The following is a 21,628-nucleotide window of genomic DNA, read 5'->3' on the forward strand; positions in this document are numbered from 1 at the left end:
ATCCCGCATCCCGAGCGCCCATCGTGTCGGAATGATCGCAATGGATGTTGATATTCCCGGACAAAGCCCGGTTGGCCACCATCATGACGATGGGAAGACGCATGCTGGCTGCGATATAGATAATCTCCCACATGAGAGCCAGGCCGTTGGCTGATGTAGCGGTCATGACCCTCCCGCCGGCGGCGGCGGCTCCCACGCAGGCGCTCATGGCACTATGTTCGCTTTCCACAGTGACGAATTCCGTGTCCACCTCTCCTTCCGCCACGAACTCCGCGAACTGCTCCACGCAAGCAGTCTGGGGCGTAATCGGATAAGCCGCCACCACGGCGGGGTTGATCTGTCGCATGGCGTGGGCGACTGCCGCGTTGCCACTCAGGCTCAATATCTTAGCCATGATCATCCCTAGCCTTCGTCGCTGATCTTTGCTCGAGAACCATCGTGATTGCTTTCTTGGGACAGACTCCGGCACAGATCCCACAACCCTTGCAGTGCCTGAGATCAAAGCCTTTCATTTTTCCCGCCTCCGGATCGACGTTGACACTTGCGTCCGGACAATAGGCCCAGCAAAAAAAACAATGGATGCATTTCCCGAAGTCAACCTCGGGCTTTTCCGTGCGCCAGTCTCCGGTCTCGTAGTCCCGGGCGTTTCCCGCTTCGACGACCAGGCCGCCGGGTACCAGTTCCTTCGCGGATTTCAGGCTTCTCATCCTATCTGTGTCTCCTCATAGGCTCTTTTCAGGCAAGCTATATTCATCTCAATGATCTCGGGCCGGAGTTTTGTACCAAATTGGGCCTTGACCCCTTCCAATATTGATTCCATGGAGACCTGGTCAAAAATCCGGCACAGCCCCCCGAGCATTGGAGTATTGACCATCACCCGGCCCAGAATTTCACGGGAAATTTGTGAAGCGTTGAGGGTCACCACCCGCCCAATGGTGAATCCAAGTAACTCCCGCAATTGAGCGGGATTCCCCTCGTAGTTGACAACCAGGGTCCCATCGTCACCCAATCCTTCCAGCACGTTGACTTTACCCAAAAGGGTCGGATCCACGACTATAACGATTTTTGGATATACCGCCCCGCAATGGTTTCGGATCGGCTGATCGCTCACCCGGTTGAACGCCTTGATCGGAGCACCCATTCTCTCCGGTCCGTATTAGGGATTGTAGCTGATTTTAAATGTAAATTGAATTTTTTTATATTTATCCTACTACTGGATCTGGTCAAAATTAAAACAAATATCATTACTAAGCCTTAGTGCTCTAAACCATAATTACGATGACGTATTTAAGCGCTAACCAATATTTTATCAGGTTCTACTTTTTGATTCAATTTGTTAAGCAATCTTGATAAGTCTGCCCGGGTAAATTTCCACTCAAAGGGCCGAGCGACTTCCTGATACCGTTCCTGAAAACCCAATAACCTTTCCTCAACCTCAGAAAGAGAGGTGAAGTCATTAGGTGTAAGCACTTTTCGCTGGACAACAGAAAAATATATCTCGATTTGGTTTAGCCAACTGGCGTGAACCGGAAGGTGTATCAGCTCAATTGTCGGCCATTGTTTTTTTAAGCCTGCCACAGGCAATATCACCACGATGAGACGAACCATTGTCGACAATCCAAAATACCCGGTTAGCTGAATTATATGGCTCTTGAGACATCACCTGCTCCACCAGTCGATCAAAAGGCGCTATTCCGCTATGTAGTTCGCATCGGCCGAAAACCTTTGCCCGTTGTACATCCCAGGCTGCCAAATACGCCCATGCGCCTTTTCGTTCGTACTCATGCTCCACAAGCATCTGTTGATGCGGCTTTGGTGCTTTTGTTGGTCGTTTACGTTGCCGAACCTGAATGCTGGTCTTTTCATCGGCTGACACAACGAATTCCTTAGAGCCAAGTGCCCGGCCATCCCAGAAACCTTCATAAAGACTTAATACGCGGTTTGTTTTTTCCGTAAAGTCAGGGTCCCTGGGAAAGATCCAGCTCCGGTACCGCCAAGGCTTAATGGCATCTTCGGCCAACCAGCGCCAAAGGGTGGCGCCACCTACCTGGGCTACAATGCCCCGACTAATAGCCTCGCTCCGCAGTTCGGCTAACGATAATCGGGATAACGGTATCCCCAGTTCACGCGGCAATTCACAAGCAAGGGCTTTAATTTCAACTATCACCGCCGGGGGAAAAATAACCTGGGCGACCCCCACGCGGCAGATCCTGAAGGCCTTGTTGGCCTTCCTCGTAAAACCGTTTGCGCCATTTGCTCACGATTTGACGAGGTGTATCAAGACGACCGGCGATTTCGTCATTATCGAGACCCTGGTCTGCCATTAAAACAATTTTCGCCCTGATCACGTCCTTATACGGTGACGTATGTTTTCTTGCTGCAGTTTCGAGCACGTCCCGTTCATACTGGGACAAATGTATCGCATAAGGGCTCTTTCTCGGCATGATGACCACCTCCTTTATGTCATCATACCATATTATGCACTACAGAAGCAACATATTATACGTCATCGTATTTAAGGATAGGAGCACTTAGTCATTCCGAATTTGCTAAAAAACACGACTGATGATAAAATAAACACTTATGAACACAAAAATTTTAAAAATATCAACATTAGTAGCTTATGTCATAATGGTCGGAGTAAACTATCTGGCTGTTTTGCTTCCGCTCGGCGGTAGAAGCACTGGACAAATATCCGACAATTACCAAAACCTTTTTGCGCCAGCTGGCTATGCGTTTTCCATCTGGGGTTTAATTTATGCCCTTTTAGGAATATATGTCGTTTATCAGTTGTGGCATAAAAAAGATGAATTGGTGGCAAAAGTCAATCGCATATTCATCGTAAACGCGCTCCTTAATGCTTCCTGGATATTTGCTTGGCACTACGATTTAATCTGGCTCTCGGTCATCATTATGCTCGGGTTGTTGATTACTCTTATAAAAATTGCCGATATTTTCCATAAACGCGCTATTACTCCAAAAGAGACCTGGCTTGTGCGTTTGCCTTTCAGTATTTATTTTGGCTGGATTACGGTGGCTACGATTGCCAATATTACCGTTTTCCTTGTTTATCTTGGATGGAATGGGTTTGGCCTTCCAGAAAGTTTTTGGACAGTCTTAGTGCTATTGGTTGGAATGATTATCGGCTCGTGGCGTATGTTTCGCGACCGCTTTTTCCCTTATGGACTCGTTCTTGTTTGGGCGTATAGCGCTATTCTTGCCAAGCATCTTTCGATATCGGGCTTTGCTGGAAAGTATCCAGATATAATTTGGACTGTAGCTCTATGTCTGTTGGTATTTGCAGGGATAATTTTATTTATAAGCATTAAGAAAAAGGATAAATAAAACTTTATTTTATTGTTCTTCTGGTTTTCTTTTGCCAATAAAAAAAGTATTCCGGAAAGGCCTGGAAATGCTTTCCTTCCGCAAGCAAAGCATCAGCCAAAATTCGGGAAGCGGTCACCACCCCCTGGCCTCCCCGGCCATGCCATCTGATTTCCAGGGATTGATTCAAAACACTTCCTCCCATCTGATCCATTTTTTTACTCAGTATTCTTTCCGATCAATCTTCTCGCCTGGCTTCCTACTGGAGGAGCCGTTTCGTAAAAAAGCGAGAAACCGGCGCTTAAACGGTGACAATTTCCCGACGACCTTCCAGTGCCTGAGAGAGAGTGATTTCGTCGGTGAATTCGAGGTCGCCCCCCAGGGGAAGACCCCGGGCGATCAGGGTTGTGCGGATGGAGAGAGGTTTGAGTTTCCGGGCAATAAACAAGGCTGTGGCCTCCCCATCGAGTGAAGGATTGGTCGCCAGGATAACCTCCTGCACAAATTGCCGGTTATCTCCATGCAGCCGGGCGAGCAGGCGGTCGATAGTCAGGTCTTCGGGGCTCACGCCCGAGAGTGGAGAAATGGCTCCCTGCAGAACGTGGTAGACCCCCCGGTACCCGGTTTTTTCTATTACCAGAACATCCTGTGGCTTCTCCACGACACAGATCACGGTTTTGTCGCGGGTTGAGTCTCGGCAAATGGCACAGCGTGTCTCGTCGGTATAATATCCGCAAATTTCACAAAGATGGACTTTCATTGAAATGTCCCGGAGAGAATCAACGAGCTCTTCTACCTCGGAAGGAGAAGATTTGATCAGGAAAAAAGCCAAACGTTGGGCCGTTTTCGGCCCAACACCCGGCAGACGGGACAAAGCGGATACCAGTCTTTTCAACGCATCAGGATATGAATCAACCAAACAGCCTTCACCTCTCATGAACCCACACAAGTCTATTTTGCATCATATGCCTTGCACTAAAAGAATAAGGGTAAAAAAATCGGGAAAATGGCCAACCCTCAAAATCTTAACGCCGGATTAGAGTATGCCCGGCAGATTGAATCCCCCGGTGATTTTTGACATTTCTTCCTGTGATATCTCCCGGGACCGTCTCAGCGCCTCGTTTACGGCGACAAGAACCAGATCCTGGAGCATTTCCCGGTCATTTTCCTCCCACAGTTCCGGCTCAATGATCAGCGAAAGTATTTCCTGTTGCCCGTTAACGACAACTTTCACCATGCCTCCACCGCTATGCACTTCGCAGGTTATTTCCTTCAGCGCTTCCTGCATTTTTGCGATTTTAGCCTGCATTTTCTGGGCTTCTCTCATCAGGTTTTTCATATTCTGCGTCCCCCCATCCTCCTTTCGAGTGATCATCAACAGAAATATAGTGCACCACCACGCCGGCAAAGAGATCAGTGGTTTCCTGAAGAAGAGTACGAGCTCTCTCACCGGAGTTCACCTGCCCCCCAGCCAACGAAAAGAGTGGTGGCTCTCCCCCGAATCCCCGGGGACTAGCGCTTTCCCCAATCGGCAGGACAGCAGAGCGAACCGGCAACTCCGGATCGATCAGGCATTCGACTCGACAGATCCCACCCTTGATCTGTTCCAGGACATCGGTCAGAAGACGGTAATTTTCTTTTCTCTCGACGCTCTCCTTGTGAAAGCGGCAATCCGTTCGAAAAGCAAGCGTGACGGCTGAAGACTCGTTTTCCCTGAGAACCGCTTCCTGTAAAAAGGCATAAAGGGATATTCGTTTTTTCTTGATTTCCGCAAGAACCTCGAGCCACCAATCTTCCGGCAGTCGCTCAGCCATCTGTCCTGTACCGGAAACGGATTCTTCCGGTTTCTTGGCTTGATTCACGTTTTCCAGAAGGAGATTCTGCTCGCTGTCAGTCTTGGCCGGTAACTCCTGTAGTTGGCAACCACGCTGACCGGTTGGGAAAGAAGATGGGCACTGGATGTCGACTCCCAGAACCTTTATTATATCAAAAATTGCTAATTCAAGCAACACTTGAGGTTGTAATGAACGACGCATATCTACCATAGTCTTCTGAATGGCACTCAAAACGTTTTTAAGCGTCGGTACGCTAAAGCCGTCGATCAGGGAGTGAACGGTTGCCCAGCGACGTTCGCTGATGCCGGCAAGGCGCCTCTCGTCGATCAGGGCAGCAACAAGGAGAGTCCGAAAATAATCGAGCAGGCTCCGGCCCAACTCTTCCGGAGTTAAGCCGTTTCGAAGCCATTGGTTGATTGCGATAATCGCCTCGCCGGGTTTCCCGGCCGAAAGACTAAAAAACAATTCATCCAGGTTTTCCGGATCGACCTCCCGCAAGATACGACTGGCCGTCGCAAAGTCAATTGGCCCACCCCAGGCGGCAATCTGTTCCAGAAAACTCTCCGCATCCCGCAAGGCGCCGTCGGCCTTCCGGGCTATCAGAAACAGGATTTCGTCATCGACGGACAGGCCTTCGGTTTGAGCAATCAGCCGGAGTTGACCGACCGTATCGTCGAGGTCTATTTTGTTGAAATTGATTCGGGAACACCGGGAAACGATGGTATCCGGCAGGCGCTGGGGTTCCGTGGTCACCAGAACGAACACGACATGTGCGGGAGGTTCCTCCAGGGTTTTCAGGAGTGCATTGAACGCCTCGTTAGTGAGCATGTGCACTTCATCGATGATGTATACTTTATAGCGGCTGCGCAGAGGCATATATTTGACTTTTTCGCGGAGATCGCGGATCTCGTCGATCCCCCGATGGGAGGCCGCGTCGATCTCCACAACATCCAGCGATGATCCCCCCTGGATTGATCGGCAGGTTTCACAAGCCCCACAGGGTTCCACCCCGTTTATCTGAGGGCAATTGAGGGACATAGCCAGAATGCGGGCCGTTGTGGTCTTTCCGATTCCGCGGGGTCCACAAAAAAGATACGCGTGACTGATCCGGTTTTCTGTCAGGGAATTGACCAGGATGGTTACCGGAATATCCTGTCCAACCAAAGCCTGAAAGGAACGGGGTCTCCACTTCCTGTACATTGACTGATAAGAAGCGGGAGCTGTCCCGCTGTCGCATGATCGTTCAATTCGATGCACAATAAACACTCCGGTTCTCGGCGAAAAATTGCCCCTAATCGTGCACCGTCACTCGATCACTGCTGTCCCCGGCCGCTAACAGGCCAACCAGCTCCGACCAGGTGCCCTCGCGGCACCCGAAGAGCCCCACTTACCGTTGCTCCCTTCCGGGCCTGGCGGGGTTGGCGGGGATTCGTTGCGCGAGACCCGATCATCGACGCCGCGGAACCTGTCCGTAACCGGAAAAGAAGGACCTCATTCCGGAATTCGACCCTGCTTTAGCGGATTGCAGGTACAGGGCACCGCTAACTCCCCATCTAGCACGATTAGGGGCAAATCTGGCGGAGAGGGTGGGATTCGAACCCACGAGACAGGGAATCTCCTGCCTACCCGCTCTCCAGGCGGGCGCCTTCGACCAAACTCAGCCACCTCTCCAAACCGTTTAACCAATGCCCATAAAACAATTCGGTATCCCTTCATTATAAAGAAGGATGTCATAAAAGACAACCAGCTTTCTATTCCCCAGCTCGTAAAACGACCGAATTCGCTTCACAAACGATGATTGTGGTGTTTTCAGGAATCATCCCCGCCGCCAGGCAAAGTTTGTCCGGGCACGGGGAATAGGCAATCCAGGCCATCCCATCCTGAATGCGCACCAAAGTCGTCCCTAACGGTCCCTCCACTTCGAAAGTCCGATTTTCATCAGGGAACACCTGGTATTTTTCAATCCCACCGCTTCGTTCGATAGTCAGCGTGAATCCCCGGTCTTTCAAGGGTGCAAAACTAAAAAACACCAAGAGAGCGGCGACCGCAGCCAGAGCCAAGATCGAAAACCAGTCTCCCTTGCGAAACAAGTACATGGGTTCGTTCAGCCTCCCTTCTAAGTCTCCCTTTCCTATATTAAAAACGGCCCAGTTCCCCGGCAATGAAGTGATCGAGGATGATCGACGCCGACCCGAGCAAAGCCGTATCTATTCCCCACCGGGAAAAGCTGATTTCGGGGGAGGCATAATCCCTGTAAAAAGTCCGTTCCCGAATGATCCGTTCCACTGATTTCTCGATGAAGGACCTGGCCAGAACCAGTTCGCCTCCAATCACCACTTTTTCCGGACCATAGAGATTGATTAGGTTGACCACTCCCGCTCCGACATGTTGACCGAGTTGATCCAAAAGGTTCAAGCAAATCTTATCACCCTGTTTTCCCCCCTCCACCAACTGGCTGAACTGTAAATCGGAGCTCCCGGACAAAAAGCTTTTCAAAAAGGAGCTTTTTCCGAACCAGGCCGCTTCCCGGGCTTTCTCCAGGATGCTCGGCACGCCGCAATACATTTCGAGACAACCCCGGTTGCCACAGACACAGCGGGGACCGAAAAGGTTGACGCAGAGATGTCCGACTTCAGCAGCTTTGTGTTTTTTCCCATCATAGAGCTTCCCATCGATGACGACTCCTCCGCCGACATTTTCCCCGACCATAAAAAAGACCAGGTTCCGGCATTCTTTTCCTTCTCCATTCCAGGTTTCGTGAAGGCAGGCGGCATCGGCGTCATTCATCATGAACAGCGGTAAATCATATTCCCGAAGGTAAGAACGCAGATCCAGATTCCGGTGATTCAAATAGGTGGGATGAGACAGAATGGTACAGGTATCCGGATCGACCGGGCCGGGGCTCGAAACGCCGATACCCAGAATCAAACGAAGAGAGTGGGTTGCATATTCGAGAACGTGAATAAATTCCTTCTGGAGTTCGAGAAGTGCTATTTCGGTATTATCGAGGATACTGTAAGACGAATCCCTCCGGTAGAGAATGGTCGGCTGCAGGTCGGTTAGGGCCACGGAAAACCCCCGCCGGGTAAAACTGATGGCAATGACGTAAAACGCCTTGTCGTTGAATGAAAGCAGGATTGGCTTCCGGCCGGAACGCGTATCGGAAGTGCCGACCTCCAAAAGAAGCCGGGAAGCAATCAGTTCATTGGCGATGTTGGTGATGGTGGGCTGGGTCAGGCCGGTTATTCTTGCCAGTTCAATTCTGGCCAATAGCCTTCTTTTTTTCACCAAACGGAGAACCAGAGACCGATTCTTGATCTTGACGTCGGTCAGATTATCTCCAATGCGCCGACGGTTTCCACTCATAGTAAAACCCCTTCTTTTTATTAATAATTTTAATTATATATTATTTTACCCAAGTTCAGAAGAAGAGCTATTTTTTATAGTCTGGTGCTGGTCAGCCGAGGATGTTCGAATCGATAAATTTGCGCTACAATAGGCGCAAGGGTCAGAAAGGAGGAGAGTTGTGCCGAAGGAAACACAGTTCCGTAAATCGATGAGATGGCTCTATCCGGGCATGCAGGTCAAGCGCTGGCTTCTCCTGGCCATACTGGGGGTGATCCTGATTTCCATCGGGGTGAGTCTCATCCTCTACACCCCTTATTTCCGGAGTATTTATGTCACTTGGAACCGTTTCGTTTTCCATGTGGTCAAAGACTACTGGACCGCCGTGGCTTTTGGATTGCTCTGGCTGATCGGCGGGGTGAGTCTGATTGTCATCGGACTTCAGAAAATGAATCGTTCGGTCATCGATGGGGTAGTTCCCGCTCTAGAGTCGGACGTCGCCTCGATCATTTTCAAAAAACGGCAGTTGGAGAAGGGACCGAATATCCTCGCGGTGGGCGGTGGACACGGGCTTCACACTCTGCTCCATGGGATCAAAAAATTCACTTCCAATACCACCGCAGTGGTCACCGTTTTTGATGACGGGGGCAGCTCCGGTCGCTTACGCAAGGATCTGGGCATTCTCCCCCCGGGAGACATCCGAAACTGTCTGATTGCGCTGGCTGATACCGAACCTCTGATGAGACAGTTGTTTCAACACCGTTTTGATAACGAGAATGAATTGAAGGGACATAATTTCGGGAATCTGTTCATCACGGCACTCACCCAGGTCACCGGAGACTTTCAAAAGGCTATCGTAGAGTCCAGCAAGGTGCTGGCTGTCAAGGGGCGGGTTCTCCCCACTACCCTGCAAAACGTCACCCTCCAGGCCGAATGCGAGGACGGGACATTGGTAAGCGGAGAGTCGAACATTGGCCATTGCTTTAAAAAAATCAAAAATCTCTTCCTCGAACCGACGCCGGTGCTTACCACTCCTGATGTTCTCCGCGCCATTCAAGAAGCGGACCTGATCGTCCTGGGCCCGGGGAGTTTATTTACCAGCGTCCTGTGTAATCTCGCTGTACAGGAAGTGCGGGATGCCATTGTAAAGTCTCGCGCCCCACTGATATACGTCCTGAACGTGACCACGCAACCCGGGGAAACGGATCATTTTTCCCCGGCCGATCACTTGGACGCCCTGTTTCGCTTTATCCCGCAGGAACGCCTGAACCATGTCCTGATCAATAACCAAGAACCCTCTCCGGAGGAGGTGTCCGCACTGCGGGAACGTGGAGTGGAACCGATATGCATGGGTAATCTGAACGTTGCCTCCTCAACCCGGGTCATCACCGCTCCGCTCCTGGCTTCCGAGCAACCTACCCGGCACGATTCAGAAAAACTGGCCCGGGCGATCATGCATATTCTTCTCGAAGAAAAGCCCGCCTGGGGATTCTTTTTTGCCTTGTACACCGAAGAACGGTTCAAAAGAATCAGCTTGCTGGATCTGGTCAGTGGGATCAAGGAGAGGCGGAAAACCAGCCGCTTACGTTAGCCGGCATACGATTCCCGGCTACTGGTCCTGACTCTTCTGAACGAAATGCATCTGGTCGTCTTCGACCACTCCCCGGAGCAGGTACGCCGCGATTCTATGGATAGCTCCCCTCTTGCCGTAGCGGTTTTGAAGGGTTCGGTTCATTTCCAGAAAATAAGATAGGTTCTCAAGCTGGGATTCAATTTCGGCCGTGTCTTCCTGGGTCAAAAATACGACCCTTTTTCCCCATCCCACTGCCTGGAGGATACGTAAGGCATCGGTGCTGACTACCCGCTCCGCTTGAATGATCGCTTCACCGATAAAGTGGGTCAGATTCGTGTAAACCTGTCCCTGCCTCAAATAGCCCATGATGATATCACCTTCCAGGCTTTTTTGAAAAATCCAGCCCTTTTTCGACGCTTCCTGGATAAAGGTAGCCTCCCTGATCCCTTCGGGAAGCGCTAACAGATAGTAGCTGTTTTCTTTTTTGTCGATCTGACGGGCCAGCTCGAGCAGGCGGATCAAGTCGTTCAGAAAAGATGTCTGTCGGGGAACCAGGGTATAGGCGGTTTTTTTTCCAGTTAAAAAGACAAGGTCCAGCGGCTTCAGGATGTCCGCTGGAAGATTGCCGATAAAATAGGCGGGAACATTCCTCCGGCGCAAGGCCAGACAGAGAGTCCGGTCGTTGACCAGAACGGTCTTTGAAAACCATCGAAGGAACAGGGATTCCATGGTCGTGTATCGCCAATCGAGGGTTCGAATGGTGTTGATCAGAATCGGTTTTTTCCCGGAAAAAAGGAATATCCAGGGCAAGAGGGTGGGCCGTTCCTGAAACACCACGATGTGTTCCCGAAATCCGCTACGTTTTCGTAAAACCTGCCTGAAAATACACAGTCGGGCAAGGAACGGAAACCGCTTCAATACCTGGGGGATCGGATGAAGAATCTTTAGCTCAGGGTAGCCCCGATCCCGAAAATATCCCAACTTGTCGGGATTGAAAAAATAAATTTTCGCCCGTGACTCATGCCTTTTCAGCATTTCACGGACAGCCAGAGCTGCCTGGATTTCAAATTCACCATCAGGGATCAGGAGATAACGGTTCATCAATGATTCTCCCACGAAAATTCAGCATTATCGCTTCCCGCGCTTCCCGGATTCCGGCCTAAACGGGTGGAGGAACAATGCCCTACGTATTATATTTCATCTCGGCAAATTTTTCGCATATTTTCCATTGACTTTCCCCCCGCAAATCGGGTATATGGAGAATATCCGGCAAGCGAGTGACTCAAGCATGATCCCGGATACACACTGGTGAAGAAGGGTTCCCTACAAACCAGAACACGAGGAAGTGGTTATGGAGCCTCCAAAACTTCTCCGAATCGGCATTATCCAGGTCTTGACCGGAGTGGATAAAGCGGATAATCTCCGGAGAACCGACCAGTTGGCCCGAGCGGCCGCTGGGGAAGGGGCGGAATTGATCGTTCTTCCGGAGATGTTTGCTTGTCCCTATGAACCAGCCGCTTTTTCCAAAAACGCTGAAGCGTTTCCCGACGGAGAATGCTACCGGTTCCTGGCGGAGTTGGCTCGCAACACCGGTGCTTGGATCGTGGGAGGGTCGCTCCCCGAAAGAGAGGGAAACCGGATTTACAATTCGTCCTTTATCTACGATACCGCTGGAAAACTCCAGGGAGTACACCGGAAAATTCACTTGTTCGACGTGAACTTCCATTCATTGAGTTTTCGGGAATCAACCGTTATCCAGCCTGGCAATACACCGACCCTGATCAACACGCCCTGGGGAAGGCTTGGTGTTCTCATCTGTTACGATTTACGATTCCCCGAACTCAGCCGTTGGTACGCTCTGCGCGGAGCGGGAATGATCGCTGTACCGGCTGCCTTCAATCGCGTAACCGGCTCGCAACACTGGAACATCCTCTTCCGGACCCGTGCGGTGGATAACCAGGTTTTCATTTTCGGGGCCTCTCCGGCAACAAACCCCGGCAACTCTTACCAGGCGTATGGACACAGCCTAGTCGTTGATCCCATGGGCAGAGTGCTGGGTGAATTGGGCAAACAGGAGGGATACCTGGTACAGGAAATCGACCTGGATGAACTGACCCGGACCAGAAATTCTCTGCCCCTTCTCCGGCACCGGCGTCCGGATCTCTATGCGTTGAAACCGGAGATGGAAAACTATACGCCGTGGCCGTGATTTTTGATGAATGAGGCGATTGTGTTACACTATGGGAGAAAGAAAAAAGTAGAACTCAGAAAGATGCGTTGATAGAGCCTACCATCTTTGACACTGGAGGGACGCAATATGGCGCGTGGAGATATGAACTATTTTTTTGGCATCGGACGCCTGGCCCGCGATCCGGACCTGCGGTATACTCCCCAGGGAACCGCGGTGTGTAAATTCACGCTGGCCATGGGCCGTCAATATCAGGGGAAAAACGGGATGGTCGATGAAACGACCTTTATTACCGTAACCGCCTGGTCAAAACTGGGGGAAAACTGTGCCCGCTTTCTCCAAAAGGGAAGACAGGTCGCCGTCGTCGGAGAACTCAGGTCCAACCCTTGGGAGGACCGGGAAGGCAACCGCCGGACCTCTTACGAAATCAATGCAGCCAATGTCCAGTTCCTAAGCCCCCCTCGGCAGGGCACAGGAGAACGAAATACCGTCGTGTCCGAAGGACGCGGTTCCGGCGTGGATGTCGAGCCGTTCACTTTCCAAAACGGCGGTGATCACGACAACGCACTTGGAAACCTGGAGGATATTCCGCCCGATGACAACGATAACGTCGCACCGTTTTAGGGGGACAGTCCTCGCGACTGTGTTGTGCTTCATCGTTCTTACCCCCTTTCTGACTGCCGGCGCCGCTACGAGGGTGGATGTGGAAGGAATTGGCTCTGATTTAGAGGTGAACACCCAGCAGTACGAAGGCCGGATTTATATCGACGCCGAATCCCTGTTCAGCGCTATCGGGGGAGTGGTTTTCTATTCCCCGATCATGCAGAAGGTCCACCTCGCTTTCCGGGGCAGCAAATGGGTTCTTTCCATGGACAAGGGAACCGCTTTGTCGGATACCGGCTTGGAAATTCCGATGAGGAGGGACGTCTTTATTCATGACTTGCGGATTTTTATCACTCCCGAACTTTTTTATACACTTTTTGGGGTGACGATCAGCCCATCGAGAGTTCCAGCGGCAGCCACCCCCATTCCCACGGTCACGCCCCCCGAGGCCGCCCAGCCAACCAGGTTGAACATTCTGCAGGACGTTCGTTACTCATCCGACCAGATTGAAAACCGAACTCGGATCACGTTCGATTTCGTGAGCGACCCACCCTACCATACGGTCGAGGTGGATAATTCCGCCCGGCAGATCTTCATTCATTTTTCCCAGTGCTCGCTGGCCCAGGAGCTTGGTAGCATTTCTCTCGGCGACCACCGGGTCGAGAGAATCGATTTTCGCCGCCTCGCCGACAGCGTAGAGACATTGATCACGCTTAACGCGCCGGTTCGGGTCGACAAAGGTGTGTTGGGAGGAGCCCATCCCCGTATTTTTCTCGACATTTTCGAATCGATTCAAGCCGAGCGGGAACCGATCGTGGAAATTCTCGAGGAGCGTCCTGAAGTCGTTCCCACGCCCGCCATTTCTCCGACCCCAGCCATTCCATTGCCCTCGCCAAACATCGCTGAGGCGTTTCCCTATGAGGAAATGAACACCCGCTTGGTGGTTATCGATCCCGGCCACGGGGGGAGAGATCCCGGTGCGGTATCCGGAAATATCTTGGAAAAGGACGTGGTGCTCCAGATCTCCCTCAAGCTTCGGGACGAACTGATCAAACAGGGCTTCCAGGTGCTCATGACCCGCTACGATGATACCTATCCCACGCTGGTCGAGCGAACGGCCTTTGCCAACCACCACCACCCGCTTCTCTTTTTGAGCATCCATCTCAACGCCGCCCCAAACCCGCAGGCCCATGGAGTGGAGGCGTTCGTGGGCAGCAGCCGGTTCTGGGGGGAAGGCGCGCAGGACGTGGCCCAACGGGAAAACCGGCTGTTCGAAGGCCAGGAGTCTTCGATTCAACCGGCCAACGACAGCTTCTTCCAGGGTCTTTATTTAATGAGCCGCGAACTGAGCATGCATTTCAGTAACAAGCTTCTTCAATCAATCGTCGATCAGACCGGCCAACGGAACCGGGGTCTGAAAGAGGCACCGCTGATTATTCTGCGAGGCATGCTCTTTCCCGCGGTCCTCTTTGAAATCGGTTTTCTGACCAACGCAGCTGAAGCTCAGCGCTTGGTGAACCCTGAATTTCATGATAAACTTATTCAGGGAACCGTCCGAGCCATCAAGGATTTTCAAGGGAGCTCGTTGCTCCAGAAATTCATCGGGGATAATTGATATGAACAATAGGAAGCGAAAACGGAGAAAAAGGGGTAAAACCGCCCTTTTAACCTCCCTCCTCTACATCCTGATCGGGATCGGGGTTTTTTTTATCGTGGTCTATGCCGGGGAATTCGTATTCCGGGAACAAGAAGAACCCCCACCCAACCTAACACCCTTGACCGGCGAAACGATCCCGACACCCACCCCACCAACACCGGCCGAGGAGGAGGAAATGCTCGAGGTTGTTCTTTATTTCGCCAATGACCAGTTTACGGCACTGGTCGGGGAACGCCGGGAGGTGGTCAACGAGGATAAGCTCTTCGAGAACGTTATACATGAACTGCTGGCCGGTCCCCACGACACCTCCCTCTTCAACCCCATTCCAGCGACTGTCACCCTCAATGGGGTGTTCGCCGAAGGGGGAACGGTGTACACTGACTTAAGCCGGGACATGATCGATGGGCAAATGGGGGGAGCCTCGCAGGAATTACTCAGCATTTTCTGCATTGTCAATACACTGACCGGCCTTACGGGAGTCGATCGGGTGAAAATCCTTATAGACGGCAAAGAAGAAGTCACTCTGCGAGGACACATCGATATTTCGGAACCCTTGGAAAGGGATGAAAAAATCATTGCAAAAATTCAATAGTTTCCGGCAACTCGGCTCCTTCCTGAAGAAAGACAACGAGGTAGAACTGGCCCGCAGTGACGGCCGCCGGTTCGACGAAATTCGCCCAATCACCGTGAGCCGGAATTACCTCAAATACGCTGAAGGATCAGTCCTGATCGAAGCCGGCCAGAACCGGATCGTTTGTTCGGCCACAGTCGAAGAAAAAGTGCCTATTTTTCTGCGGGGAAGCGGCCAGGGCTGGATCTCCGCCGAGTATTCGATGCTGCCGCGGGCGACCTCGACTCGAAACATGCGGGACGCAGTACGAGGTAAAATCGGAGGTCGGGCTCACGAAATCCAGCGGCTGATCGGCCGTTCTCTCCGTTCAGTCATCAACTTGGACGAACTCGGAGAACGTACCATTTTGATCGATTGCGATGTCATCCAGGCTGACGGGGGAACCAGAACCTTGGCCATCTCCGGTTCTTTTGTCGCCCTGATCGATGCCCTGTGGAACTCTCTTGACCGTGGCATGCCGGCAAGAGGACGCCTGGTCAAAGATTACCTGGCGGCAGTCAGTGTTGGCGTCGTCAGAGGACGGGAATTACTGGACTTGAGTTTCGACGAGGACTCTATCGCCCAGGTAGACATGAACGTGGTAGCCTCCGGAACGGGACAGTTTGTCGAGGTGCAGGGTACTGCGGAAAAAGATCCTTTTTCACGGGAAACGTTGGACCGCCTCCTGATTTTGGCAGAGAAAGGCACCAAGGACATTGTCGACCTTCAGAAAACGCTTTTGGAACGGGAATTGCCCTGATGGACCAAGCGGGACTGAACCCGGTTTTTGACCTGCCGATCGTCACCCGGAACCAAGGAAAACTCCGGGAAATTTCGGAGATTCTCAAGCTGTTCCGCATCCGAGCCTTCAGTGCCTACCACCTTACTAATTTCGACGAAGTCAATGAAAACGGGGATACCTATGCCGAAAACGCCCTTCTTAAGGCCCGTCAAGGCTATGTCCATACCGGAGGACTGTGTGCCGGTGAAGATTCCGGTCTCGAAGTCGACGAACTTGACGGTGCGCCGGGTCTTTTTTCAGCCCGTTTTGGAGAGAAATTTGCTTTTGTGGGCGACAACAATACCCTCCTTTTATCACTTCTGGAGGGAGTGCCCCCCGAACGGCGCTCGGCCCGGTTCCGGGCAGCGGTTGCCTTAGCCTGGGAGGGAGGGGAGAAGTTGTTCGAAGGCGTTTGCGAAGGATGGATCAGAGAGACACCGCGTGGAGAAGGGGGCTTTGGTTACGATCCGGTCTTTATTTTCCCCCTTTTCGAAAAAACCTTTGCCGAACTGGATGTTTCAGTCAAAAACACCTATAGCCACCGGGCGGTCGCCTTCCGAAGCGCGGGAGAATTTATTTTGAAAAACCTCCTGAAGGGAAGTGTCCGGCCATGAAGTATTGTCTATTTTTCATGATTGTTCTTTTTTCCATCACTTTCCCAGGTGGTGGGATACAGGCCCGGGAAGTCGACCGGATCAACGCTGCGATCGAAGTCCTTTACGATCTGACCCAAATCCCGGAACGAAGGGTATTCTTCAATCTTTTGGAAGATTCGGAAGGAGTCGCCGTTTTTCCGCGGGTCTACCGGCTGGGCATCATGCTCGGACTCCAGTACGGAGAGGGCCTGGTAATGCGCCGGGATCCCGAAACAAAATCCTGGTACGGCCCTTCATTTGCCAGGATCTACGGGGTGAGCTACGGCCCCCAAATGGGAATCCAAACCAGCCGCTTAGTCCTCCTGATCATGGATCAGGCGGGAATGGAGGTTTTTTATGAAGACGGTATCAAACTAGGCGGTAACGTCAGCATCGCCGCCGGTCCGGTCGGGCGCAGCCTCTCCGCAGAAGTGGATCTCGCTCTCCGCTCATCGATTTATTCATATTCGATTTCCCGGGGTTTGTTTATCGGCATCAGCCTGGAGGGGGCGCAACTTCGGGAAGACCGGGATGCAAACCACCGGTACTTCGGATATAATCTCAGCCCTCAGGATATTTTGACCGGTCGACACCCGGTAGAGCCAGCCGCTCAAAACCTGGCCCGTTTTCTGGAGGAACTGGCCACCGGACAACGCCGGTAACCGAAGGAGGTCTCGTCATGCAATCGATACTCAGTCTGCTTGGAGTGATTTTCCTGATCATCCTGGCTATCTGGTTTTTCCCAGCGCTTCTGGCGGTCGGTCTGTCCATCGTCGCCGTTATCCTGTTGCTTCTGGTGTTCACAGGCGTTGCCGTTCTCCTGGCCCCGATTCTCATCCTGTTTCTTCTCATCGGGACCATCGTCTGGATCGCCCGAGCCATTTTTTAGGGTATCTGTAACGGGTCGCCGGGTCACCGGCCGCTCTTGTTCCAGAATTCTTCGGCCTCTTCACGGGCAATACGACACCAGGTGACTGCATTGTCTGGATTGCCCCCCAAGGTATGGTTATCTTTCATGATCATTTCCACCCGGCATCCCCGGGTCACAGACAAGGCTTCCCGAATGGATTTCCGGATATACCCTTCATCGATAACCGGCAGGGCAAGGTCGGCCGGATTCGGCTTTAAGGAACAGACATAGCGATCCTCCAAATTCTCGGCCATGCGCCTGAGGTCCGCCCAGGGCGAGACGGAAATCCGGCGAAGTCGGGGAAAACGTTTCACGACCTTCCAGCGTTTGTCCAATGGTTCACAACAACCGTAACAATTGAGTCCAAACCGTTCCAGAATTGGATACTGGTATGGGAATACATATTCCTCGAACAGCTCCGGTGATACATAACAGGTTTCCTGGCTCTCGGAAAATCCCCAGAGATCCTTTGTGCGGACCTTACCCGCGAAATCGCTCCGGGGGAGCTCCCGGCAGTAGCCAAACCCACCGGAACCGATATAGGTCCCGTTGCTGTTAAGGCTCAAGAGACCGCCTTCTTCCAGGAAGTCGAGCTTGCTCAAATGTCCGTCCCGCAGAAGGGCCATCAGTTGATGCAAACCCTCCGGATTGTCGTACATATCCACCATGGACTGCTCCAATCCCCGCAAGTTGACTAATGTCCAAGTCATCCCCAGGGTCCACCACCAAACCCCTTTCAACCGGACGGTCAAAAACTCTCCAAAAATGTCCCTGGCCAGATCAGCGAGTTCCTCGGTCTTTTTCCGATCAACCTCTATTTTCGGAAATCGGAGTTGATCGAGTTGATCATAGCTTTTCAGAGGGGCATCCCAGCGATACGAGCCACCATCGTCCCCGCCGATTTTTTCCTCATGCATCCCCCAATCGCTTTCAGTATAGATATAACTGATGTTGAAGTAGGGTTCGACGACCCGGTCGTCCCCCATCGAGCCGCCCCAGAAAATCTCTTTCCGCAGAAACATTTCCCACTGGCGGGCCAGTTCCCCGCGGCATGCGAGGCTTTCTTCCGGGATGATCTCGTTCCAGCCATTTTCCGGATCGCAAAAAACGATCGGACGGACCGCCTCCAGGGCATTCAAGGCATACCAGAGCTTTCTCTTTTCGTCCTGTTCGGGGCGGCCGGCCAATTCAGCCAGCCGGGCGGCCAGACGACGCAGCGTAGTCCGTTCTTCCGCAGTAATAGTCAAATCCGCTGGATCGAGCGAGCGAACGCTCAACCCAAACGCGGTTTGGTCAGTCATAGCCGAAATCCTGCCTTTCCACCAGTGGAGGCTTAGATGCTCGGGCCTTAGCTCAACTGTAACATCAGCGGTGACTCAAACGTTTTTTTTCGAGATACATGCTGGCCAGCACCGAGAAGAGAATAACCAGACCGAAAACCACAAAAGACCACTGGTGGGGAATCCGCATGGCCACCAGTCCGTTGTCGATGGTCATAATGGTCATGGCGCCGAGAAAAATCCCACTCATGCTCCCCATGCCGCCACGCAGTGAAGTTCCTCCTACTACCGCAGCGGCTACAGCCCTCAGTTCCCATCCTTCACCCACCCGAGAAGAAAAGGTTGAAACGCGGGTTAACTGCATACCCGCCGAGCAAGCGCAAAGGATGCCGACCATCACGAAACACATGATTTTGACATAATCCGTATTGATACCCATGGCCCGGGCGGCGTCCCGGTTATCACCGGTAGCGAATATCCAGTTGCCGAAACGCTGCCAGTGTAATAGAACCCCCAGCAGTAAGGCGACTGCTCCGAACCAGATAAATTGGACGGGGAAAAAGCCGGCTATCGACCCGGTCATAAATGAAACAAAAAGAGGGTGGCCGGTAAGATCGATACTTTCCGTCGCCCCACCGGAGAGAAGAAGAGTGAAACCCCTCCAGAACATCATCATGCCCAGGGTGGCGACAAAAGAGGGTATTTGTCCCTTGACCGTGATCAAAGCATTGAGGAGTCCCATAAGGGCGCATATCCCCAATATAATGAGGAAGACGAGAAAGGGATTGATCCCCACCTGCAAAAGCTGGATAAAAATGTAGGAAGCAAACACCAGAAGCGATCCGATGGACAGGTCAAACTCTCCAGCGATCATCAACACTCCCACTGCCAAAAATATGAGGCTGAATTCGGCCCCGAAAGCGAGTAACGAACGAAGGTTGGCCGGCATGAAAAAACGATATTCCGAGTAAAAACCGAACAATATAAACAGAACAATCAGCATGACCAACACGCCGGTAGATTGAGCCCACAGGAATTTTTTTATGAAGTTACTATTCGCGGTCACGCCCTGAGCGCTCCTTTCGCCATCTTGTCAGGTTCAATCCAAATCGACGATAGCACTTTCAATAACCAGTTCATTTAATTTATCCAGCGTGACCTCTGGTTTGGTCACTACTTTCAAGAGCTTACCCCGAGCCATAACTACAAACCGCTCGGCAATGCTATACGCATGGTAGATGTTATGGGAAATGAAAACAACGGAAATGCTCTCCTTCTGCAATTGCTTGATGAACTCAAGAACCTCTCCTACTTCTTTGACTGAAAGAGCCACCGTAGGTTCATCGAGAATCACCAATTTTGCTTTGAAATGTAGAGCTCGGGCAATGGCCACTCCTTGCCGGCCACCGCCAGAAAGGGTTATTACCGGTAAATCCGGAGAGGATATCCGTAACCCCAGGTTGGACAGCGCTTTCATGCTCTCCTCATCCATAATTTTTCGATCGAGCATGCCGAGTTTTTTTACCGGCTCACGGCCCATAAAAACATTACGGGCGATGCTCAGATTGGGCGCCAGCGCCTGGTCCTGATAGACGGTTTCAATGCCCAGTTTCTGAGCTTCTCGGGGGGATTGAATCCGAACTTTTCGCCCTTCAAAGTGGATTTCTCCCTTTTCGGCCTGATGGTATCCGCACAATATCTTGATGAGAGTCGACTTGCCCGCTCCGTTGTCACCCAGCAGTCCAAGCGTCTCTCCCCGCTTGACTTCTAAATCCACTCCCCGTAATGCGTAGACCTGTCCGAACCATTTGTGAATGTTGGTCATCTTGACCAGAAGGTCCGAATTGCCGTTCCCGTCGCTCATCATTTAAACCTCTCTTTTTCTTTCCGGTTGGCCCTCCCGGGCTATCTGAACCTTCTCTCAGTGTAAGAACTTAACAGTACAAAAAGAATGGTAGCCAAACCGATAAACGCCGTTATGCCGAATATCGGCACCCCCATCAGGATCAAGCCATTGTCCAGGATGGGGATGGTGAGGGTTCCCAACACAATGCCTCCCATTGTGCCGATACCGCCCCTGAGAGACAGGGCGCCGACGACACAGGCGGAAATCGCCCGTAACTCAAAACCAATCCCCTGAGTGGCCGCGAAAGATCCCAATCGAACAGTTTGCAGTCCACCGGAAAACCCACAGAGCAAACCGACAATAATAAAACAAATAATTTTTACATGGTCGGTTCTGATTCCCATGGCCCGGGCGGCGTCCCGGTTATCACCGGTAGCGTACACCCAGTTACCGAAGCGGTGAAAATGCAGGACGACTCCCAATATGACAGCAAAAATGACAAACCAAACCGTTTGAATAGGGAAAAAGCCGCCTACTGTTCCATTCAACGCCAATTCGAAAGAGGACCCCCGGTCGATAAAAGCCCCCACGCTCAAGGGCATCATCCGTGACCAGACAAAAAGCACGCCACGCCAGAACATCAGCGTTGCCAGAGTAACGATAAAAGAAGGCATTTTGGTTTTGACCACAATAAAACCATTCAAAAGACCCAGAGCTCCCCCTGTAACAACAGCGATCAATAAAGCCCAGAAAGGAGGGCTTCCCGCCATGAGCAAGCGGGCAAAAATATAAGAGGTGAAGGGAAGCACGGCAGCAACGGAAAGATCGAATTCCCCGGCGATCATCAGTAATCCCACGCCCAGAGTAATGACCCCAAGATCAGGAAAGAGTCTTCCCAGGGCGGCGATATTGCGTTGTCCAATAAAGACGTGATCGCGGGTGAACAAAGAAAAAATGAGGACTAAGGCTATAAAGACAATGAGGGTAGCAGTCGGGCGCCCGAGTAGGAATTTATTCAGAGATTTGGAGTTCATATTCCGG

At 51.8% G+C, this 21,628-nt stretch carries 25 protein-coding genes, 1 tRNA gene, 1 other RNA gene and 1 pseudogene (1 of these 28 running past the window's edge); 10 read left to right on the plus strand and 18 right to left on the minus strand.

The annotated features are described in order from the left end of the window. The 5 genes and pseudogenes from VLH40_10625 to VLH40_10645 form a co-directional block, all read right to left on the minus strand. A protein-coding gene (locus tag VLH40_10625) for a transketolase C-terminal domain-containing protein (protein HSV32451.1) crosses the window boundary here: on the minus strand, nt 1-394 show its start. Its footprint begins 788 nt before the window's first position; the window shows 394 of its 1,182 coding nt (coding positions 1-394); the start codon lies at nt 392-394; its stop codon lies beyond the left edge, outside the window. Further along, on the minus strand, nt 387-707 hold the full coding sequence (locus tag VLH40_10630) for a 4Fe-4S dicluster domain-containing protein (protein HSV32452.1): 321 nt from the start codon (nt 705-707) through the stop codon (nt 387-389). Before VLH40_10630 ends, VLH40_10625 begins: the two co-directional genes overlap by 8 nt. Further along, nucleotides 704-1,144 (minus strand): annotated as a pseudogene (locus VLH40_10635) (2-oxoacid:acceptor oxidoreductase family protein). Before VLH40_10635 ends, VLH40_10630 begins: the two are co-directional and overlap by 4 nt. Before the next feature lie 399 nt (nt 1,145-1,543). Further along, nucleotides 1,544-2,167, minus strand: coding sequence for a hypothetical protein (locus VLH40_10640; GenBank protein HSV32453.1), 624 nt, complete (start codon nt 2,165-2,167; stop codon nt 1,544-1,546). Continuing rightward, nucleotides 2,157-2,444, minus strand: a complete 288-nt coding sequence (locus tag VLH40_10645) for a helix-turn-helix domain-containing protein (protein ID HSV32454.1) — start codon at nt 2,442-2,444, stop codon at nt 2,157-2,159. Before VLH40_10645 ends, VLH40_10640 begins: the two co-directional genes overlap by 11 nt. Before the next feature lie 139 nt (nt 2,445-2,583). On the opposite strand from VLH40_10645, the gene VLH40_10650 reads away from it, so the two are divergent. After that, nucleotides 2,584-3,345 carry a TspO/MBR family protein gene (locus tag VLH40_10650; GenBank protein HSV32455.1) on the plus strand — a complete coding sequence of 254 codons (762 nt, stop codon included), beginning with the start codon at nt 2,584-2,586 and terminating at the stop codon, nt 3,343-3,345. Between the two features lie 4 nt (nt 3,346-3,349). On the opposite strand, the gene VLH40_10655 is transcribed toward VLH40_10650, so the two are convergent. The 8 genes from VLH40_10655 to VLH40_10690 form a co-directional block, all read right to left on the minus strand. Next, nucleotides 3,350-3,514, minus strand: a complete 165-nt coding sequence (locus VLH40_10655) for a 2-oxoacid:acceptor oxidoreductase family protein (protein ID HSV32456.1) — start codon at nt 3,512-3,514, stop codon at nt 3,350-3,352. Between the two features lie 111 nt (nt 3,515-3,625). Then, nucleotides 3,626-4,243 carry a recombination mediator RecR gene (gene recR, locus VLH40_10660; protein HSV32457.1) on the minus strand — a complete coding sequence of 206 codons (618 nt, stop codon included), beginning with the start codon at nt 4,241-4,243 and terminating at the stop codon, nt 3,626-3,628. A 117-nt stretch (nt 4,244-4,360) separates the two neighbouring features. Further along, nucleotides 4,361-4,663 (minus strand): YbaB/EbfC family nucleoid-associated protein, encoded by a 303-nt coding sequence (locus tag VLH40_10665; GenBank protein ID HSV32458.1) that lies wholly within the window; start codon nt 4,661-4,663, stop codon nt 4,361-4,363. Further along, on the minus strand, nt 4,623-6,416 hold the full coding sequence (gene dnaX, locus VLH40_10670) for a DNA polymerase III subunit gamma/tau (GenBank protein HSV32459.1): 1,794 nt from the start codon (nt 6,414-6,416) through the stop codon (nt 4,623-4,625). The genes VLH40_10665 and dnaX overlap by 41 nt, the downstream gene beginning before the upstream one ends. A 38-nt stretch (nt 6,417-6,454) precedes the next feature. Next, nucleotides 6,455-6,721, minus strand: an RNA gene (gene ffs / locus VLH40_10675) — signal recognition particle sRNA large type. Between the two features lie 13 nt (nt 6,722-6,734). After that, nucleotides 6,735-6,830: transfer RNA gene (locus VLH40_10680), tRNA-Ser, on the minus strand. 80 nt (nt 6,831-6,910) lie between these two features. Further along, entirely contained in the window at nt 6,911-7,255 is a 345-nt protein-coding gene (locus tag VLH40_10685) for a NusG domain II-containing protein (GenBank protein HSV32460.1), read from the minus strand. A gap of 40 nt (nt 7,256-7,295) precedes the next feature. Continuing rightward, the gene (locus VLH40_10690; protein ID HSV32461.1) at nt 7,296-8,525 is read right to left on the minus strand and encodes an ROK family protein; all 1,230 of its coding nucleotides are present in this window, start codon (nt 8,523-8,525) and stop codon (nt 7,296-7,298) included. A gap of 160 nt (nt 8,526-8,685) precedes the next feature. On the opposite strand from VLH40_10690, the gene VLH40_10695 reads away from it, so the two are divergent. Beyond that, nucleotides 8,686-10,095, plus strand: a complete 1,410-nt coding sequence (locus VLH40_10695; protein HSV32462.1) for a YvcK family protein — start codon at nt 8,686-8,688, stop codon at nt 10,093-10,095. A gap of 18 nt (nt 10,096-10,113) precedes the next feature. Here the strand turns inward: VLH40_10695 and VLH40_10700 are convergent, their stop codons facing one another. Continuing rightward, nucleotides 10,114-11,178, minus strand: a complete 1,065-nt coding sequence (locus tag VLH40_10700) for a hypothetical protein (GenBank protein ID HSV32463.1) — start codon at nt 11,176-11,178, stop codon at nt 10,114-10,116. A 250-nt stretch (nt 11,179-11,428) separates the two neighbouring features. Here VLH40_10700 and VLH40_10705 point away from each other — a divergent pair, with 250 nt between their 5' ends. From VLH40_10705 to VLH40_10740, 8 genes are all read left to right on the plus strand, one after another. Beyond that, nucleotides 11,429-12,286, plus strand: coding sequence for a carbon-nitrogen hydrolase family protein (locus tag VLH40_10705; protein HSV32464.1), 858 nt, complete (start codon nt 11,429-11,431; stop codon nt 12,284-12,286). A gap of 108 nt (nt 12,287-12,394) precedes the next feature. Next, nucleotides 12,395-12,889 carry a single-stranded DNA-binding protein gene (locus VLH40_10710; GenBank protein HSV32465.1) on the plus strand — a complete coding sequence of 165 codons (495 nt, stop codon included), beginning with the start codon at nt 12,395-12,397 and terminating at the stop codon, nt 12,887-12,889. Beyond that, nucleotides 12,861-14,483 (plus strand): N-acetylmuramoyl-L-alanine amidase, encoded by a 1,623-nt coding sequence (locus tag VLH40_10715; protein ID HSV32466.1) that lies wholly within the window; start codon nt 12,861-12,863, stop codon nt 14,481-14,483. The genes VLH40_10710 and VLH40_10715 overlap by 29 nt, the downstream gene beginning before the upstream one ends. A 1-nt stretch (nt 14,484) precedes the next feature. After that, a complete protein-coding gene (locus VLH40_10720; protein HSV32467.1) occupies nt 14,485-15,117 on the plus strand; it encodes a GerMN domain-containing protein in 633 nt (210 codons plus the stop codon). Then, entirely contained in the window at nt 15,101-15,895 is a 795-nt protein-coding gene (gene rph / locus VLH40_10725) for a ribonuclease PH (protein HSV32468.1), read from the plus strand. The genes VLH40_10720 and rph overlap by 17 nt, the downstream gene beginning before the upstream one ends. After that, nucleotides 15,895-16,530, plus strand: coding sequence for an RdgB/HAM1 family non-canonical purine NTP pyrophosphatase (gene rdgB, locus VLH40_10730; protein HSV32469.1), 636 nt, complete (start codon nt 15,895-15,897; stop codon nt 16,528-16,530). The genes rph and rdgB overlap by 1 nt, the downstream gene beginning before the upstream one ends. After that, entirely contained in the window at nt 16,527-17,213 is a 687-nt protein-coding gene (locus VLH40_10735; GenBank protein ID HSV32470.1) for a lipid-binding SYLF domain-containing protein, read from the plus strand. The genes rdgB and VLH40_10735 overlap by 4 nt, the downstream gene beginning before the upstream one ends. A gap of 17 nt (nt 17,214-17,230) precedes the next feature. Further along, nucleotides 17,231-17,440: a hypothetical protein gene (locus VLH40_10740; GenBank protein HSV32471.1), complete on the plus strand. Its 210-nt coding sequence runs from the start codon at nt 17,231-17,233 to the stop codon at nt 17,438-17,440. A 23-nt stretch (nt 17,441-17,463) separates the two neighbouring features. Here the strand turns inward: VLH40_10740 and VLH40_10745 are convergent, their stop codons facing one another. From VLH40_10745 to VLH40_10760, 4 genes are all read right to left on the minus strand, one after another. Next, nucleotides 17,464-18,762, minus strand: a complete 1,299-nt coding sequence (locus VLH40_10745) for a hypothetical protein (protein ID HSV32472.1) — start codon at nt 18,760-18,762, stop codon at nt 17,464-17,466. A gap of 64 nt (nt 18,763-18,826) precedes the next feature. After that, nucleotides 18,827-19,807, minus strand: a complete 981-nt coding sequence (locus VLH40_10750) for an ABC transporter permease (protein HSV32473.1) — start codon at nt 19,805-19,807, stop codon at nt 18,827-18,829. Nucleotides 19,808-19,840: 33 nt separating this feature from the next. Next, entirely contained in the window at nt 19,841-20,608 is a 768-nt protein-coding gene (locus VLH40_10755) for an ATP-binding cassette domain-containing protein (protein ID HSV32474.1), read from the minus strand. A 38-nt stretch (nt 20,609-20,646) separates the two neighbouring features. After that, nucleotides 20,647-21,621: an ABC transporter permease gene (locus VLH40_10760; GenBank protein ID HSV32475.1), complete on the minus strand. Its 975-nt coding sequence runs from the start codon at nt 21,619-21,621 to the stop codon at nt 20,647-20,649. Nucleotides 21,622-21,628: the final 7 nt, after the last annotated feature.

The organism is Atribacteraceae bacterium (genome assembly GCA_035477455.1).
Classification (GTDB): Bacteria; Atribacterota; Atribacteria; order Atribacterales; family Atribacteraceae; genus DATIKP01.

Coding starts and splice junctions, on each gene's coding strand:
- VLH40_10630 (HSV32452.1), bottom strand. CDS start 707: ATGAGAAGCCTGAAATCCGCGAAGGAACTGGTACCCGGCGGCCTGGTC.
- VLH40_10645 (HSV32454.1), bottom strand. CDS start 2,444: ATGCCGAGAAAGAGCCCTTATGCGATACATTTGTCCCAGTATGAACGG.
- VLH40_10650 (HSV32455.1), top strand. CDS start 2,584: ATGAACACAAAAATTTTAAAAATATCAACATTAGTAGCTTATGTCATA.
- VLH40_10665 (HSV32458.1), bottom strand. CDS start 4,663: ATGAAAAACCTGATGAGAGAAGCCCAGAAAATGCAGGCTAAAATCGCA.
- VLH40_10685 (HSV32460.1), bottom strand. CDS start 7,255: ATGTACTTGTTTCGCAAGGGAGACTGGTTTTCGATCTTGGCTCTGGCT.
- VLH40_10690 (HSV32461.1), bottom strand. CDS start 8,525: ATGAGTGGAAACCGTCGGCGCATTGGAGATAATCTGACCGACGTCAAG.
- VLH40_10700 (HSV32463.1), bottom strand. CDS start 11,178: ATGAACCGTTATCTCCTGATCCCTGATGGTGAATTTGAAATCCAGGCA.
- VLH40_10705 (HSV32464.1), top strand. CDS start 11,429: ATGGAGCCTCCAAAACTTCTCCGAATCGGCATTATCCAGGTCTTGACC.
- VLH40_10710 (HSV32465.1), top strand. CDS start 12,395: ATGGCGCGTGGAGATATGAACTATTTTTTTGGCATCGGACGCCTGGCC.
- VLH40_10715 (HSV32466.1), top strand. CDS start 12,861: ATGACAACGATAACGTCGCACCGTTTTAGGGGGACAGTCCTCGCGACT.
- VLH40_10720 (HSV32467.1), top strand. CDS start 14,485: ATGAACAATAGGAAGCGAAAACGGAGAAAAAGGGGTAAAACCGCCCTT.
- rdgB (HSV32469.1), top strand. CDS start 15,895: ATGGACCAAGCGGGACTGAACCCGGTTTTTGACCTGCCGATCGTCACC.
- VLH40_10735 (HSV32470.1), top strand. CDS start 16,527: ATGAAGTATTGTCTATTTTTCATGATTGTTCTTTTTTCCATCACTTTC.
- VLH40_10740 (HSV32471.1), top strand. CDS start 17,231: ATGCAATCGATACTCAGTCTGCTTGGAGTGATTTTCCTGATCATCCTG.
- VLH40_10745 (HSV32472.1), bottom strand. CDS start 18,762: ATGACTGACCAAACCGCGTTTGGGTTGAGCGTTCGCTCGCTCGATCCA.
- VLH40_10755 (HSV32474.1), bottom strand. CDS start 20,608: ATGATGAGCGACGGGAACGGCAATTCGGACCTTCTGGTCAAGATGACC.
- VLH40_10760 (HSV32475.1), bottom strand. CDS start 21,621: ATGAACTCCAAATCTCTGAATAAATTCCTACTCGGGCGCCCGACTGCT.